Source organism: Corallococcus sp. AB032C (assembly GCF_003668935.1).
Classification (GTDB): domain Bacteria; phylum Myxococcota; class Myxococcia; order Myxococcales; family Myxococcaceae; genus Corallococcus; species Corallococcus exiguus.
Genome location: NZ_RAWP01000011.1, coordinates 52,018 through 68,698, shown reverse-complemented (window position 1 = coordinate 68,698; position 16,681 = coordinate 52,018). Strand labels below are relative to the sequence as shown.

At 72.1% G+C, this 16,681-nt stretch carries 10 protein-coding genes; 6 read left to right on the top strand and 4 right to left on the bottom strand.

The window, feature by feature from the left end:
- The first annotated feature begins 31 nt into the window (after window positions 1–31).
- Together D7X99_RS07030 and D7X99_RS07025 are read left to right on the top strand one after the other, a co-directional pair.
- Window positions 32–769, top strand: a complete 738-nt coding sequence (locus D7X99_RS07030) for a murein L,D-transpeptidase family protein (protein WP_121777071.1) — start codon at window positions 32–34, stop codon at window positions 767–769.
- Window positions 770–838: 69 nt separating this feature from the next.
- Window positions 839–2,338 carry an amidase gene (locus tag D7X99_RS07025; RefSeq protein WP_158626940.1) on the top strand — a complete coding sequence of 500 codons (1,500 nt, stop codon included), beginning with the start codon at window positions 839–841 and terminating at the stop codon, window positions 2,336–2,338.
- Window position 2,339: 1 nt separating this feature from the next.
- On the opposite strand, the gene D7X99_RS43510 is transcribed toward D7X99_RS07025, so the two are convergent.
- Window positions 2,340–3,707: a TonB C-terminal domain-containing protein gene (locus D7X99_RS43510; protein WP_233613175.1), complete on the bottom strand. Its 1,368-nt coding sequence runs from the start codon at window positions 3,705–3,707 to the stop codon at window positions 2,340–2,342.
- Window positions 3,708–3,878: 171 nt separating this feature from the next.
- Between D7X99_RS43510 and D7X99_RS07015 the strand changes: the two genes are divergently transcribed.
- The 4 genes from D7X99_RS07015 (at window position 3,879) to D7X99_RS07000 (ending at window position 11,687) form a co-directional block, all read left to right on the top strand.
- Window positions 3,879–7,007: a tetratricopeptide repeat protein gene (locus tag D7X99_RS07015; protein ID WP_121777069.1), complete on the top strand. Its 3,129-nt coding sequence runs from the start codon at window positions 3,879–3,881 to the stop codon at window positions 7,005–7,007.
- Window positions 7,008–7,073: 66 nt separating this feature from the next.
- Window positions 7,074–7,940: an NAD-dependent protein deacetylase gene (locus D7X99_RS07010; protein ID WP_121777068.1), complete on the top strand. Its 867-nt coding sequence runs from the start codon at window positions 7,074–7,076 to the stop codon at window positions 7,938–7,940.
- A gap of 156 nt (window positions 7,941–8,096) precedes the next feature.
- Window positions 8,097–10,115, top strand: a complete 2,019-nt coding sequence (locus D7X99_RS07005; RefSeq protein WP_121777067.1) for a protein kinase — start codon at window positions 8,097–8,099, stop codon at window positions 10,113–10,115.
- 30 nt (window positions 10,116–10,145) lie between these two features.
- A complete protein-coding gene (locus D7X99_RS07000; RefSeq protein ID WP_121777066.1) occupies window positions 10,146–11,687 on the top strand; it encodes an adenylate/guanylate cyclase domain-containing protein in 1,542 nt (513 codons plus the stop codon).
- Between the two features lie 3 nt (window positions 11,688–11,690).
- On the opposite strand, the gene D7X99_RS06995 is transcribed toward D7X99_RS07000, so the two are convergent.
- The 3 genes from D7X99_RS06995 to D7X99_RS06985 form a co-directional block, all read right to left on the bottom strand.
- The gene (locus D7X99_RS06995; RefSeq protein WP_120563505.1) at window positions 11,691–12,371 is read right to left on the bottom strand and encodes a Crp/Fnr family transcriptional regulator; all 681 of its coding nucleotides are present in this window, start codon (window positions 12,369–12,371) and stop codon (window positions 11,691–11,693) included.
- A gap of 418 nt (window positions 12,372–12,789) precedes the next feature.
- The gene (locus D7X99_RS06990; protein ID WP_121777065.1) at window positions 12,790–15,225 is read right to left on the bottom strand and encodes a penicillin acylase family protein; all 2,436 of its coding nucleotides are present in this window, start codon (window positions 15,223–15,225) and stop codon (window positions 12,790–12,792) included.
- On the bottom strand, window positions 15,222–16,613 hold the full coding sequence (locus D7X99_RS06985) for an MFS transporter (protein ID WP_121777064.1): 1,392 nt from the start codon (window positions 16,611–16,613) through the stop codon (window positions 15,222–15,224). The genes D7X99_RS06990 and D7X99_RS06985 overlap by 4 nt, the downstream gene beginning before the upstream one ends.
- Window positions 16,614–16,681: the final 68 nt, after the last annotated feature.

The window sequence follows — 16,681 nt, the reverse complement described above, 5'->3', positions numbered from 1 at the left end:
AAACCGTTTTCACGAAAGGAGCATTCCGCCCATGAAGGTCCTGCTCGCGTGGGGTGTCCTGTTGGCCTCGCTGTGCGCCCACGCGGAAGACCGGGTCGCGGCGGCCCGCAAGCGCCAGACGGCCGGTCTCGTCCAGACGTTCAAGGAGGCGGGGCTGTCCTGGCCGCCGGAGGAGCTCTACCTGCGGGCCTTCAAGGTCGAGCGCGAGCTGGAGGTCTGGGCGGGCAAGCCGGGCCAGCCGCTGGTGAAGGTGCGCACCTTCCCCGTCTGCGCGGCCTCCGGCGACGTGGGTCCCAAGCGGGCCCAGGGCGACCTGCAGGTCCCGGAGGGCTTCTATACGGTGGACCTCTTCAACCCGAAGAGCGCGTACCACCTGTCCATGCGGGTGAGCTACCCGAACGCGCTGGACCGCAAGCTGGGCGCCGCGAAGCCCGGGGGCGACATCTACATCCACGGCGACTGCGTGAGCATCGGCTGCCTGGCCATCGAGGACGGCCCCATCGAGGAGCTGTACGTCATGGTGTCCGAGGCCCGCGCGAGCATGCGCCGCGACGTGCCGGTGCACGTGTTCCCACGGCGGCTGGACGCGGCGGGGCTCGCGGCGCTGGAGGCCCTGTCCGGTGTCACCGACGCACGGAAGGCCTTCTGGCGCGACCTGGAGCCGGGCTACCGCCTCTTCGAGGAGTCCCGGCGTCCACCGAAAGTGAAGGTGGATGACTCCGCGTCCGCCTACGTGGTGTCGCCGGCTCCGCGCGCCCGGGCGCGCTGAGGAGTTGGTAGAACCCTGGGCATGGGAGGGCCGCGCCGCCGGGGCCGGCCTCAGGGGGAGTGCACGCACATGAAGTCATCTGTCCCGCTTCAGGGGGCTGGAACCGCCGGGGGCGCACGCGCGCTCGTCTCCCTCACGACGACGGAGCTGGCGGCCGCCCTGCGCGAGCGTCACGTCACCGCGGTGGAGGTGCTGGACGCCTTCCTCGCCCGCGCGCGAGCACACAACCCCGCGCTCAATGCCGTCGTGACGTGGGACGAGGCGCAGGCCCGGAAGCGGGCGGAAGAGGCGGACGCGGCGCTCGCCCGGGGCGAGCTGTGGGGCCCGCTGCACGGCGTGCCCTTCACGGTGAAGGACGCGTTCAGCACCGGGGGCCTGCGCACGACGTCCGCCCACCCGGCCCTCGCGGAGTACGTGCCCGCGCATGACGCGACCGTGGTGGCCCGGCTCAAGGCGGCGGGGGCCATCCTCTTCGGCAAGACGAACCTGCCGCCGTTCGCGGGGGACTTCCAGACGGACGGGCCGCTCTGGGGCCGGACGAACAACCCGCATGACCTGGGGCACACGCCGGGCGGCTCCAGTGGTGGCGCGGCGGCGGCGGTGGCGGCGGGGCTCACGCCGTTCGAGGTGGGCAGCGACATTGGCGGCTCCATCCGGCAGCCGGCGGCCTACTGCGGCGTCGTGGGCATCAAGCCCACGGAGCACCGCGTCTCCACCTTCGGCCACATCCCGGACCCGCCGGACGGGCCGCGCCACGTGCGCCACATGGCGTGCGCGGGGCCGCTGGCTCGCTCGGTGGCGGACGTGCGGCTCATCCTGTCCCTCATCGAGGGCGCGGATCCGCGCGCTCCGGAGGTGCCGCCCGTCGCGCCGGTGGGGGCCGCGAAGCCCCGGGCGCTGAAGGGCCTGCGGCTGGCGTGGGCGGACACGCTGGGGCCGTTCCAGGCCGACCGCGAGACGCGTGAGCTGTTCCAGCGCTTCACCGCCGCCGCCCGCGCGGAGGGCGTCGTCGTGGAGCAGGCCGTGCCTCCGGGACAGGACTTCACGGACCTGGTGGAGGTGTGGGGGCTGATGGAGGGCTCCGAGGTGGGCGCGCCCCTGCCTCCGCCCGTGCGCGAGGGCTACCAGCAGCAGTTCCTGCCCTTCGAGCGGGACCTGCTGGCGAAGGCCATCGTGCAGGGCACGCGCGTGGACATGACGGGCTACGGCACGGCGCTCAGCCGGCGGGACGTGCACATCGGCCTGTTGGAGGACTTCCTGTCCGGCTGGGACGCGTGGCTCGTGCCGGTGGCGATGACGGCCGCGCCGCCGCACATGCCGTTCGGGGCGCCGTTGGACGTGGACGGCGTGCCTCGGGACTACCTGGAGGCCTTTGGCGGGTTCACCTGCCTGTTCAACGCGACGGGGAGCCCTGTCGTGGTGTTCCCGCTGGGGCTCACGTCGGCGGGCCTGCCGGTGGGGGCGCAGTTGGTGGGGCGGCGGTGGACGGACGGAGCGCTGCTCGACGTGGCGGAGGCGCTCCTGCCCCTGGGCGGAGGCGTGCGGTGGCCCGCGGCGTTCACGCCCTGAGTCAGTAGACGCGCAGCAGCCGCGAGCGGCATTCGAAGTGCGGGTTGCGCACGTCGATGACGTAGACCTCGCCGGTGGTCTCATCGAAGTTGCCGGCGAGCAGTCCCGCGGCGGTCAGGGCGGCGAGGTAGATGTTGTCCGCGCCCTTCTTCATCTCGCTGACCTTGCGCACGTAGACGACGCGGCCCTCCACGGCCCAGACGCTGCGGATGCCGTCCGTGTGCACGCCCATCGCGTCCGGGGGCGGCGCGGCGGACTTCCCCAGCGCGGGCGGGACGGCCTGGAGCACGTAGTCGTCGTAGGCGCGGTTGCCGCTGCGGCTGATGAGCTTCACCTCGCGCAGGAGTCCGTCCGGGCCCTGGAGCAGCTCCAGCGTGACGGTGAGCTTCATGGTGCTGACGCCGTGGGCGAAGTCCTGGAGCTCCTCGCCCGCCTGGGAGAGGCCGCGCAGACGGTTGTAGCCGGGCTCGTCGCGGGCGCGCTTCGCGAGGAGCTCGCCCGGCTTGGGGGGCTTGCGAGGCCCGGGCATGCTCCCGGGGGAGCCGGTGGCGCCGAACTGCCGGGCCTTCTCCGCGTAGGAGTACATCAGCTGCTTGGGGAAGCTGGGCATGTCGAAGAGGGGCGGGGCGTCCATCTGCTTCTCCAACTGCGCGCGCAGTTGGCCGAAGTAGGGATGGATGCGGCCGGTGTCCACACGGTCTCGCGCGCGGCGTTCGTCGACGATGCCCTGCACGCGCTCCGACACGCGTGCGTGCTCCTCGGCGGCGATGGATTCGGCGGACAGGCTCGGGTCGCCGGGGCGCAGCGTGCGGCCTCCGCCCCGGGAGTTCTCCGGCGTCGTGATGATGACCCCCTTGCTCGAGCCGGGGGAGGGAATCAGGCTCGGGGGAAGGGCACCTGGGGGCCGGTCCCCGTCTGGAGCGGGCGCGCGGGTCGCGATGTCCAGGCGTGGAATGTCGTCCGCCGACGCGCGCGGAGCGTCTTCGGAAGGAGCCGGCTCTCGCGTCGCGACGGGCGGCGGCGGTGGCTCCGAGGGTTCGCGCGTCGCGGTCGCGGGTGGTGGCCCGGCCGGCGCGTCCTTCGCTGGCGCACGCGGCTTCGCGGGGGACGGTGCCGGAGGAGGGGCGCTCTTCGGCGGCTCACGTGTCGCGATGCCGGACGGTGGTGGGGTGGCGGGCTCCCGGGCCGGGGGCGTCGGAGTGACGGAAGGGGAGGTGATGATCTCCACCTCGACCGCCTTCTCGCGCAGCCGGGCGGTGCGTCCGGCGGACGACTGCGCGGGGTCCACTGCCCACAGCAGCCCGAAGATGAGGGCGTGCAGCGCCAGGGATATCAGTCCGGCCCATCCGAGACGTCGCAACACCCTCATGCCTGGACACTTCCCAGAAAGCGCGCCCTGTCTCAACACATAGGGATGGGTGCGTTCGCGAACCGACGTCCCACCCGCCGAGCAGGCAACCCTTCAACGCATGAAACGTCCCGGGGGTGACTCGACGCCCGCCGTGAGTCCTGCTGTGCTGCCTCCCTCCACGTGCCTCCCATGCCCCTCGCCTGTCTGGACGAACCCACGTTCATGGACCTCCTGCTCGGGACGCTGCCCTCCGACAGGGCCGCGCTCGTCGACGAGCACCTGGACACGTGCCCCTCCTGCCGTCGCATGGTGTCCGAGGCGCTGAAGGTGCAACCGCCCACGGACTCCGGGCTGGCTGTTCCGGAGGAGGAGGTCCTCGACAGCCAGCTGGCGACGCTGGCCGTGGACCCGTGGCGCGGGAAGAAGCCGCGCCTGAGGCTGCCCACGCCGCCGCTCGCGCGTGGCACGGCGGTGGGGCGCTACCTCATCCTGGAGATGCTGGGCGTGGGCGGGATGAGCGTCGTGTACGCCGCCTATGACCCGGAGCTGGACCGCCGCGTCGCGCTCAAGCTCCTCCAGGTGGAGGCGCTGGGGCTGGGCGCGGAGGCCGGACGCACGCAGGTGCTGCGCGAGGCGCAGGCCATGGCCCGCGTCTCCCACCCGCACGTCGTCTCCGTCTTCGACGTGGGCACCTTCGGCCGGCAGGTCTTCCTGGCCATGGAGCTGGTGGACGCGCACACGCTGCGCAAGTGGGAGCACGACGGTCCGCACCCGTGGCGCCAGGTGGTGGAGGTCTTCCTCGCCGTGGCCCGGGGGCTCGCCGCCGCGCACGCGGTGGGCGTCGTGCACGGCGACGTGAAGCCGGAGAACATCCTCGTGGCCCAGGACGGACGCGTGCGCGTCACCGACTTCGGCCTGTCGCGCATCATGTTCGGCGCCGTGGTCCCGCCGGTGCTGCCGGGCAGCCCCACGCACCCGCGCGCCATGGAGGGCGGCACGCCCGCGTACATGGCCCCGGAGCAGTTCCCGCCGGAGGAGCGCACCGACGCGCGCAGCGACCAGTTCGGCTTCTGCGCCGCGCTCTATGAAGGCCTCTACGGCGAGCGCCCCTTCGCGGGCGCCACGGTGGAGGAGCTGTCCCAGGCGGTGCACGCGGGGCGCGTGAAGAGCGTGCCCCGGCACTCCGGCGTGCCGCAGTGGCTGCGCAAGGTGGTGGTGAAGGGCCTGTCGGTGAAGCCCGAGGACCGCCACGCGTCCATGGAGGCGCTCATCGCCGCGCTGGATGCGGACCCCGCGGCGCGCCGGACGTGGCGGCTGCGCGTGGCCGGCGCGTCGCTGCTGCTCCTGTCCGCGGTGGGCCTCGCGCACGTCCTCAACCGCCGCGACGTCACGGGCTGCGAAGGTGCCGCCCGCGCCATGGACGGGGTGTGGGACGCGTCCCGGCAACAGGCGGTGGAGGCGGCCTTCGTCGGCACTGAGCGTCGCTTCGCGAACGACGCCTTCCGGCACGTGCGCCGGGGGCTGGACTCGTACACCGCCGCGTGGGTGACGACACGCACGGCGGCCTGCGAGGCCACCCGCGTGCGCCACGAGCAGAGCGAAGCGGTGATGGCGCTGCGCATGCGCTGCCTGGACGCGCGGCTCGCGGACGTGGCCGCGCTCACGCAGTTGTTCACGCAGGCGGACCCGGACCTGGTGGAGCGGGCGCCCCGCGCGGTGGAGGGGCTGACGCCGCTGGCGGGCTGCTCGGACGTGGAGGCGCTGACGTCGCGCGGCCACTCCTCATCCGATGACCCCGCAGCCAGGGACCGCACGGTGGCGCTGCTCCAGGCGCTCGTGGACGCGAGGGCGCTGCGCGCCGCCGGCCGCTATTCGCAGGGCGTGGCGCGCGTGGAGCCGGTGGCCCAATCCGCACGCGCCGCGGGGGACTGGTCCGGCGCCGCGGACGCGCTGCTGCTGCTCGCGGAGTTGAAGGACGGGGCTGGTGACTACCGGGGCGCGGAGGCCACGGTGCTCCAGGCCGCGTGGACCGCGGAGGCCGGCCGCAACGACGACGCCGCTGCCCGGGCGTGGACGCTGGCGGTGCGCGTGACGGGCGAACGGTTGGACCATTACGCCCAGGGACAGCAGGCCGCGGAGCGCGCCAGCGCCGCGGTGGAGCGGCTGGGCGCCAGCAGGGAGCTGGCCGGCGCGCTCGCGGTGAACCTGGGCCGGCTGTTGTCGCGCCAGGGCCGTTACCCGGAGGCCCACGAGCAGCTCACGCGCGCGCTGTCCTTCCTGGAGAAGCGCTTCGGCCCGGAGGCCCTGGAGGTCGCGGACGTGCGCGTGGAACTGGGCACCGTGCGCCGCTCACAGGGCCGCGCGGAGGAGGCACTGGGCCTGTACGAGCGCGCCCTGGGCACCGTGCGCGGAGCGCTGGGGCCCGAGCATCCGGACGTGGCGCGCATCCGCCTGGAGCAGGCCAGTGTGCGCTGGCAGCAGGGCGACTTCGTGCAGTCGGAGCGGCTGGCCCGGGGCGCGCTGGCGCTGCTGGAGCGCTCGCTGGGCCAGGACCACCCGCAGGTGGCGGACGCGCTCAACAGCCTGGCGCTGGCGCTCCAGTACCAGGGCAAGCGCGAGGAGGCGCTGCCCCTCTACGAACGCGCGCTGAGCATCGCGGAGAAGACGGAGGGACGCGACAGCTCCACGGTGGCCATCATCGTCAACAACATCGGCACGCTGCTGGTGCACATGGGCCGGCTGGAGGAGGCCACCCAGCGCTTCGCCACGGCGCTCGAACAGGTGGAGAAGAGCCTGGGCCCGGACCACCCCACGCTGGCGCTGGTGCTCCGGGGCATGGGGCAGACGCTCAGCTACCGCAACCAGCCGGACCAGGCCCTGCCGTACTTCCAGCGCGCCGCCGCGCTCCAGACGTCCCTGCCGGACGACGTGAACGGCGGCTGGACGGGGGCCCTGGTGGACCTGGGGCGCACGTACATGGTGCTCGGCCGTCCGCGCGAGGCGCTGGCCCCGCTGGAGCAGGCCGTCGCCGGTTGGGAGCGCGCCCGGCCCCGTCCCGCGGAGCGCCCCGCCGCGCGCTACATGCTGGCCCGCGCGCTGTGGGACGCGAAGCAGGACCCGGCCCGCGCCGTCCGGCTCGCCGCCGAGGCCCGCCAGGAAGCCGCCGCGCTCCCCGACGAGGAGTCCTCCGTGCCGGAGCTGCGCCAGGCGATGGACCGCTGGATCGCCAAGCTGCCCCTCGCCGCGCGCAAGGATATCAAGGCCGCCATGGCCACGCCGAAGCCCGCGGACCCCGCCAGGGACGCGCTCGTCCGGTAAGCGCCTCGTCAGAAGCGCCAAGGCCCTGGAGCGAGCGCGAACGGGCCACGTTATACGGAGGGTGGAATGACGCTCCTCACGGACTCCCCTGTCGCCGCTCTCCCGCCGGAAGCGGGCGTGGACGCCCTGGCCCAGCTGCTGCGTGGACGCCGCGTCGTGGTGCTCACCGGAGCCGGAATCAGCACCGAGTCCGGCATCCCCGACTATCGCGGCCCGGAGACGCGCCACAAGGTGCGCAACCCCATCCAGCACCGCGAGTTCCTGCACCAGCCGGAGGTGCGTCAGCGCTACTGGGCGCGCAGCCTGCTGGGCTGGCCGCGCTTCACCACCGCCCGGCCCAACGACGCGCACCTCGCGCTCGTCGCGCTGGAGAAGGCGGACGTGGTGCCCGGGCTCATCACCCAGAACGTGGACGGCCTGCACCACGCCGCGGGCAGTGAGCGCGTGCTGGAGCTGCACGGCGCGCTGTCGCGGGTGCGCTGCCTGGCGTGTGGCGCGCAGGAGCCTCGCGCGTCGCTCCAGGCGCGGATGCTGGGCCTCAACCCGGACTTCGCCCACACCGTCGTGGAGCTGCGTCCGGACGGCGACGCCGAGTTGTCTCAGGAGACGGTGGAGGGCTTCCGCGTCCCCGCGTGCACGCGCTGTGGCGGGACGCTGAAGCCGGACGTGGTGTTCTTCGGGGACAACGTCGCGGCGCCGCTGGTGCAGGACGCGTTCGCGCTCGTGGAGGAGGGGGACGCGCTGCTGGTGGTGGGCTCGTCGCTGACGGTCTACTCCGGCTACCGCTTCGTCACGCGCGCGGCGGAGCGGCACATGCCCATTGGCATCCTCAACATCGGGGAGAGCCGGGGCGACGGCCTCGCGGATGTGCGCGTGGAGGCGAAAGCGGGGGAGGTCCTGCCCCGGCTCGCCCAGGCGCTGACCCGCACCTGACGTTCCTCCTCCCACACCGGGCGTGCAGCCGGGCCCCGGGGCTCCGGGCTCGGCACCGAATGGGCACGCCAGGGGAGGGGTCAAGTGTGCCATCATTCCCGGCTTCGCGAGGCACGCGCGCCAGGCCGTGCCCGCCGGGACGGAGACACAGGGCCGATGGACACCGGGCGCCCACTGGGCGGCAGGTACGCGCTGGAGCGCAGGATTGGCGGCGGTGGCATGGGTGCCATCTGGCGCGCGGTCGACCTGCAGCTCCAGCGGCACGTGGCCCTCAAGCTCATCGCTTCGGACGTCGTGGCGCGCACGCCGGAGGCCCACCGCCACTTCGAGCAGGAAGCCCAGGCCGTGGCCCGGCTGCGCCACCCTCACGTGGTGCAGGTGCACGACTCCGGTGTGGACGGCGGCGTGCCCTACATCGTCATGGAGCTGCTGGAGGGCGAGGACCTGGAGACGCGCCTCACCCAGCAGGGGCGCCTGTCCCCGGCCCGCGTGGCCGCGCTCGTCACGCCGGTGGCCCGCGCCCTGGCGGCGGCGCACGCGGCGGGGCTCGTCCACCGCGACCTGAAGCCCGCCAACCTCTTCCTCGCCCACGTGGACGGGGAGGAGGTGGTGAAGGTGCTCGACTTCGGGCTCGCGCGCTCGCTCATCCCCACCAGTACGCCCGCGCAGGCGGAGGGCCTCACCGGCACGCTGCGCTACATGAGCCCGGAGCAGCTGCGCGCGGACCCGGACCTGGACGCGAGAGCGGACCTCTGGTCGCTCGCGGTGGTGCTCTACCGCGCCCTCACCGGCCAGTTCCCCTATGGGCCTGAGTCCGTGGGCGCGCTCCTGCGCGGCGCCTTCCACCCGCCCGCGGTGCCCGTCTCGCAGCTGGTGCCGGAGCTGGGCGCGAGCGGGGACGCCTTCTTCCAGCGCGCCCTGCACCCGACGCTCGCGCAGCGCTTCGCCTCCGCGCGCGAGCTGGCCTCGGCCTTCGTCGCGCTGGTGGAGGCGGGCCGCGCCGGGCAGGCCGCCACGGTGCTGGTGGTGGACGACGAGCCGGACGTGGAGTTGCTCATGCGCCAGCGCTTCCGCCGGCACGTGCGCGACGGCGTCTATCGCTTCGTCTTCGCGCGCGACGGCGAGGAGGCGCTGGAGGCCCTGCGCCAGCACCCGGACACGCACGCGGTGCTGTGCGACCTGAACATGCCGCGCATGGACGGGCTCACCTTCCTGTCGCGCGTGGGAGAGGTGGATCCGCTGGTGAAGGTGGTCATGGTCTCCGCGTACGGTGACCTGCCCAACCTGCGCACGGCGATGAACCGGGGCGCGTTCGACTTCCTGGTGAAGCCGGTGGACCTGGACGACCTGGAGTCCACGCTGGCCAAGACGGTGCGCCACGTGGCGGAGCTGCGCCGCGCGGTGCGCTCCACGGAGGAGAACGCGCTGCTGCGCATGTTCGTGCACGGCGGCATCGTGGACCGGGTGCTGCCGCTGGTGCGTGGCCCCGGCGCGCTCGCGGGCGAGCAGGTGGACGCCACGGTGGCCTTCCTGGACGTCGCGGACTTCACCGCCGTCACCCGCGAGCACCCGCCGGAGTCCGCGCTGCGCCGGCTCAACGCCAACTTCGAGGTCATCCTCCCGGAGCTGGAGTCGCGCGGCGGCGTGGTGGACAAGTTCCTGGGCGACGCCGTGATGGCCGTCTTCCAGGGCGAAGGCCACGTGTCGCGCGCGCTGGACGCCTGCCTCGCGGTGAAGCAGCGGCTGCAGGGCCTGGCGTGGAGCGGCGGTGACGCGTCTCCGTACGCCCACGGCGTCTGCATGGGCGTGGACACCGGGCCGGTGCTGTCCGGCAACGTGGGCGCGGCCGGGCGCGGGCGCCTGGACCACACGGTGCTGGGCGACGTGGTGAACACCGCGGCCCGGCTCGCCACCGTGGCCGCGCGCGACCAGGTGCTAGTGAGCGAGACGCTGGCCGCACGGCTCCAGGACGCCTTCGACTGCCGGCTCGCAGGGGACCGCCGCCTGCCAGGGCCCGGAGGCCAGTCGCTCGCGGTGCGCGAGGTGGTGGCCCGCCACGGCAGCCAGTCCGAGTCCTCCGCGGACCGCACCTCTGAACAGGTGGCCCCCGCTGTCCTGGAAGTGCCCGCATCCCCGCCCCGGCCCGGTGCCTTCACGGCCAAGGGGCCCACCTGAAGCCCGTCCCCTCCACGCGGTCTTGAGCCCATGCGCGTCATCCTCAATCCAGGCCAGGTGGATGAACGGGTGGTGATGCTGCCGGAGGGCACTACCACCATCGGCCGCACCGAGGAGAACGGCATCCGCGTGCCGCACCCCAGCCTGTCGCGGCGTCACGCTCGGCTGGAGCGCACGGGCGGGCGCGTGGTGCTGGTGGACCTGGACAGCAAGAACGGCAGCTTCGTGGGGCCGCACCGCGTGTCGCGCCAGGAGCTGGGCCACGGCCAGTCCTTCCGCTGCGGCGAGGTGTTCTTCCGGCTGGTGTCCCCGGACACGCCGCTGCCGGACGGCTGGGGCCCGCTGCGCACGCAGCCGTTGGAGACGCGCTTCTCCGGCGGGTCCACCATGGAGGCGCTGCTCGACACGCGCTCTCCGGACCGCACCCGCGACAAGCTCCAGGTGCTGCTCAAGGTGGGCCAGATTCTCTCGTCCCCGGGCCCGGTGGACGGGCTGCTGGAGCGCGTGCTCCAGCTCGTCTTTCAAATCTGGGCGGTGGACCGGGCGGCGGTGCTGCTGGTGGACCGCGACACGGGGACGCTGGAGCCGCGGGTGTCCCGTGGCGCGCGGGGTGGGGCGCTGCCGGAGCGCTTCTACAGCCAGCACATCGTGGACTACGTGCACTCGCGCGGCGTGGCGGCCCTCTTCACCGACGCGCAGGACGACGCGCGGCTCGTGGGTGCGGACTCCGTCTTCCGCCAGTCCATCCGCGCTTCGTTGTGCGTGCCCCTGCGCACGCGGGACGCGGTGCTGGGCGTGCTGTACCTGGACAGCCTCAAGCAGGGCGGCCTCTTCACCGACGAGGACCTGGAGTTCCTCACCGCCTTCGCCAATCAGGCCGCCATCTCGCTGGACCACGCGCACCTGGCGCGGCGGCTGGAGGAGGAGGCGGTGCTGAGAAATGCCTACCAGCGCTTCTTCCCGCCGGACGTCGTGCGCCAGCTGAAGGCGCTGCGAGGCGTGCCGCTGGAGGTGCGCGAGGCGAACGTCACCATCCTCTTCTCCGACATCACCGGCTTCACCGCCATGTCCTCGCGCCTCAAGCCCCGGCAGGTGGTGGACATGCTCAACGCGTACTTCCCGGTGATGGCGGACGTCGTCTTCCGCCACGAGGGCACGCTGGAGAAGTACATCGGCGACGCGCTGATGGCCGTGTGGGGCGCCCCCTTCGCCCGGCCGGACGACGCGGACCGGGCCGTGCGCGCGGCCGTGGAGATGCAGCAGGCCCTGGCGGACCTCAACGCCCGTTGGCGGGCGGAGGGCGTGCCGGAGATTCAAGTGCACATCGGGCTCAACTCCGGTCCGGTGGCCGCGGGCAACATCGGCTCGGAGCGCTACCTTCAGTACGCCACCGTGGGAGACGCCACCAACGTCGCGGCCCGCGTGTGCGGCGTCGCGCGGCCGGGCGAGGTGCTGATCACGGAAGCCACGCGAGCCCTCCTGGACGCGGACGGCTTCGCGCTGGAGCCCCTGGACCCGGTGCTGGTGAAGGGCCGTGACGAGCCCCTGTCCCTCTTCCGCGTGCGCGGCTGACAGCTACTCCGCGTCCTGTCCCAGTCGCTCCGGCTGGAGGAGGATGATCTGCCCGCCCTCGAAGCTGAGCATCCCCTCGCGCACGTAGTAGCGCAGCCACTTGTTGACGCTCTCGCGGGTGACGCCGCACAGGTTGGCCAGCTCTGACTGCGTGAGCTTCGGGGTGATGACCAGCCCGTCGGGGGCCTGCTTCCCCTGCGTCTTCGCCAGCTCCAGCAGCACCCGCACCAGCCGGCTTCGCGCGTCCAGGAACGCCGAGTCGTACACGAGCTGCGTCGTGCGCCGCACCAGCCGGCTCATGTTCGCCAGCAGCGCCAGGCTCACCTGCGGCCGCGTCTCCAGGTAGCGCCGGAAGTCATCGCGCTGGAGCGTCAGGAGGTGGGCCTCCTCGCGCGCCATCGCGTCGGTGGAGCGCATCTCGCCGTCCAGCAGTGACAGCTCTCCGAAGGCGTCCCCCCGGTCCAGCAGCGCCAGGGTGATTTCGCGCCCCTCGCTGGAGGAGAGCCGGATGGCCACCTGTCCGCGCCGGATGATGAACAGCGCGGTGCCCACGTCCCCCCGGTGGAAGATGACCTCCCCCCTCGCGAAGCGCCGGGGCTGGAGGAGCGACGACATGTTCTCCAGGTCCTCCCGGCCGAGGCTCTCGAACATGGGGATTTCGGCCAGCAGCTGCGCGTAGGACATGGGGGGAGGTCCATTCTGCCCGGAATCCCTGGATACAGGTAGGGAAGCCTCCCATCCAGGTCCGGTGGACAAGTCCGGCGGGTGTGAACGCCTTCACACCGGGCTTGTGGGCCGCTTCACAGATCGAAACAGGGGGTCCCGGTACTGTTCCTTCATCGCAGCACGGGAAGCAGGGGGGCCCGCGCAGCAGCAACACGGTGAGTCACGGAGTCGGGGGACTTCTTAGCTCACCGCGGCATGCGCGGGAAATGGGGGGGACCGCAGGGGCTGGCACATAGAAGGGGGAAGCGTCGAGTTTCTGAGGGGGAATTCGACGCGAATACGAGTGCCGGCTCCCGCTGGAGCCTGAAAGCAATGGAACCCGGGCCTGAAGGCCTGTCGCTCCGGGGGGAGTGACGGCCTTCAAGTCCGGGTTGTTTTATTTGGCCAGGGCCACCGCGGGCGTGAGCGTCAGCGTGGCCTCGCGGTGCTGCTCCACGGCCTGGCGCGTGTGGAGCATGGGGTGGAACTCCACCTTGCGGTTGAGCTCCATCAAGTCGTCGCGGTGCTTGTGGAACAGGTGTTCCGACTGCCCCGGCGAGTGGATGGACACGGAGCGGGACAGGTCCCCCAGGTCCACAATCATCCGCAGCGCGGTGCCGTGGACCACCTTGAAGGGGTTGCTCCAGACGAACGACGCGCCGTCCACGGAGTAGTTGTCGCCCCGGGCCGGCACCGGGCGGCTGTTGAAGACGCGCCGGATGGGGCCGGGGATGGCGGGCCCGCCCAGCATCTGGTGCGCGTACGTCAGCTGGTGCACCTGGCCCCAGGCCCACGCCTCCGGCTTCGGGCCGTACGTCTTCGTAAGCCACGCGATGGCCACGCCCAGGGCCGCGCGGAGGATGTCGTCGCGCGTCTCCTTCTCCGGCGTCTTCGGGTCATCCCACCAGGCGCTGTCCGGCTGGGACATCAGGCCGATGACGAAGGGCATGTGCAGGCTGCCGTGCCGTTCGTACTGGCCCATCAGGTATTCCTTCACCAGCGACGGCTCCAGCTTGTGCTGGAGCAGCTTGCGCAGCACTTCGATGTACCAGGCCTGGAACACCGTGGCGCCCACGGCCTCCGGCTCGAAGCGCAGGTCCCACGCCTTCAGCGCGTCCACCGCCTGGCGCTGGAGGTCGTCCGCCGGGAGCGCCGCCGCCAGGAAGTAGGGGCGCAGCGTCTCCGCGGGCAGCGAGTACGTCTGCGCCTGGATGTCCCGCATGGACTCCACGGTGTGCTGCGTGCCCGCCTCCAGCAGGTCGGTGATGCGCTTCGCGCGGTAGCCGGGGAACCAGTTGTGCGCGATGAGGTGCGGGTAGTCGTCGGACGTAATCTTGTTGTTCGCCGTGGCCGCGTAGCCCGCGGGCGGGTTGAAGGACGCGGGCAGCTCCTCGAAGGGGATGAAGCCCGTCCACTCGGATTCGCCCGTCCAGCCCGGCATGGGGACGAGGCCCTGGTGGCCCTGGCGGATGGGAATCTTCCCCGTGGCCTGGTAGCCGACGTTGCCGGCCGTGTCCGCGTACACGAAGTTCTGGCCCGGTCCCTCCCAGCACTTCATGGCGGCGCGGAAGGACTCCCAGTCCGTCGCCAGGTTGAGCTTGAGCACGGCGTTGATGAGCGGCTGGCATTCGCGGTGCGCCCACCTGAGCGACAGGGGCTCGCTGTCCTTCAGGTCCTCCGCCATGACGACATTCATCAGCGGGCCGTGGCGGGTGCTCTGCACCTCCAGCACCACGGGGGCGCCGCCCTTGACGGGGATCTCCTCGCGGCGCACCTCCAGGTCGTGCCAGACGTCCTGGTAGAGGTACTTCTTGGGCGCCTTCGGGTCGTCCAACTTCTCGATGTAGAAGTCCTGGGTGTCCGGCCCCAGGTTGGACATGCCCCAGGCCACCTTCCCGTTGTGGCCCACGATGAGCATGGGCACGCCGGGCAGGGAGAAGCCCACGTGCTGGAAGCGGCCGCCGTGCAGGCCGTTCTCGTACCAGGTGGACGGCATGCTCAGCGGGATGTGCACGTCGTTGGCGAGCAGCGGCTGGCCGCTCTTCGTGCGCTGGCCGTGCACCACCCAGTTGTTGCTGCCGGAGACGATGTTGGGGTCGCCCAACACATCATCCACGCTGTCCAGGCCGGACATCGCCTTCACATTCTTCAGGCCCGGCAGGCGCGCCTCCTTCGGAACGATGAGCGGCGTCTCCGGCGCGTTCTGCGGCAACAGCGCGTTGGCCACCTCCTCACCCACCGCCGCCACCAGCCGCGCGCGGAAGAGCTCGATGCGGTGATTGCCGCCCAGCATCAGCGCCAGCATGTTGCCGCGCGCGAGCGAGTCCACGGGCGTCCACGGCGCGGGCGCCGTGGCCATCACGGTGAACTCGTAGGGCAGCGGCTCCGCGGCGATGCGCGCGTTCATGCCCGCGCTGTAGGCCTCCAGGATGGCGCGCGCCTCCGGGTCCACCTGCGCCCAGGCCTTTTCGGCCATGTCGCGCAGGCCCATGGTGAGCAGGAACTTGTCCGCGCCCACGCCCATGGGGCCCAGCAGGGTCCCGAGCCGTCCGTCCACCAGCCGGCGGCCCATCTCCAGCTGCCACAGCCGGTCCTGCCCGTGCACGTAGCCCTGGGCGAAGAACAGGTCGTGCTCGTCACTGGCGAAGATGTGAGGCACGCCCCACGTGTCGCGCAGCACCTCCACCTTGCCGTGCAGGCCGGGCAGGGTGAGCGTGCCTTCCTCGCGCGTCCAGCGGCGGCGGGCGAGCCAGGGGCCCACGCCCGGGGTGGCCACGGCCATGGCGGACGGCAACATGCGCAGCATGCGCAGGACCTGGGAGATGGCACTCATGACGCGGAGGCTCCGGCGGTGGGGGCGGCGGTGTCGGGGGCTGCGGGCGGCGTGTCCGGGAGCGCGTCCGGCAGCTCCTTGTCCAGGTTGCGCAGGCGCGGGTTGAGCCACCCGACCGTGACGTTCGCGAGCGTCAGCAGGCCCAGGACGATGAAGATGACGGCGATGCCGCGCCCCGGGCCCACGCCCAGCAGGCGGCCCATGGTGCTGGCGAGCGCGCCCCCTTCGCGCATGGCGGGCTCGAAGATGTCATCCGCGAGCGGCCCCGCGATGAGGCTCGCGAACGGCGACACGCAGAGGATGATCATCCGCTTCACGGCGGCGGCGCGGCCCTGGAGGTCCGAGGGAATCTTGCGCTGCCAGATGGACTGGATGCCCGCCATCACGGGCGGCATGGTGAACAGATAGAGCGCGGCGGCGGCGGCGACCAGCGGCACGCTGGGCGACGGCGCGGCCATGAAGAGCACCACGCCCGAAAACGCATGGAAGCCGAGGATGCCGTACAGCGGGTTCTTGGGGCCGCCCCACACGCCCATGCCGATGCCGCCCAGGAGCGCGCCCACGCCCGCGATGGACGCGATGCGGCCCAGCGTGGAGATGTCCGTGAAGGCGAGCACCAGGGGGGTGATCAGCAGCACCACCAGGTCCATGCACAGCACGGCCACGCCGGTGAAGGCCATCAGGGACAAGAGCCCCTTGCGCGCGCTGATGAAGCTCCAGCCCTGCTTCATCTCCGTGAGCAGCGACCCCTTGCCCTGCTGGCCCGCCTCGGAGGCGACGGGCCGAGGGAAGCGGACCATCAGCAGGGTGGTGACGGCGATGAGGAAGCTGCAGACGTCCACCGTCAGCACTCCCACCAGGCCCACGCTGTCGATGAGCGCTCCCGCGATGATGGGGGAGAGGATCTGGCTGGCGCCGCTGGCCACCTCCGCCATGGCGTTGGCGCGGCCCAGGTGCTGCTTGGGCACGATGAGCGTCACGGTGGCGAAGAAGGCCGGCCAGCGGAAGGCGCCGAAGCACGAGCCCAGGGAGACGGGCAGGTAGAAGTGCCAGGTCTCGAGCTTGAACATCCCCCGGTCGCTGGCCATCAACATGCCGAAGATGAGCATGGTGGTGAAGCCGTTGCCCAGGTCCGCCAGCAGCATGGCGCGGCGGCGGTCCCACCGGTCGATGAGCGTCCCCGCGATGGGGGACAGCACCACCATGGGGGCGAGCGCGAAGAAGGACAGCAGCGCGAACTGCGTGGTGGAGCGCGTGTCGAGGAAGACCTTCGCGCCCACGCCGAAGGACGTGAGGCCGGAGCCGAGGATCGAGATGAGCTGGCCGAACCAGGTGATCCAGAAGACCCGCATGGGCTGGGTGATGGTCAGGCGTTGCGCGAGGCTCATTCCACGTCTCTTTCTCCTGGGGGGCAGGAGGGTCAAGGGCCCGCGCACCGTACTACGGGAGTGCGCGC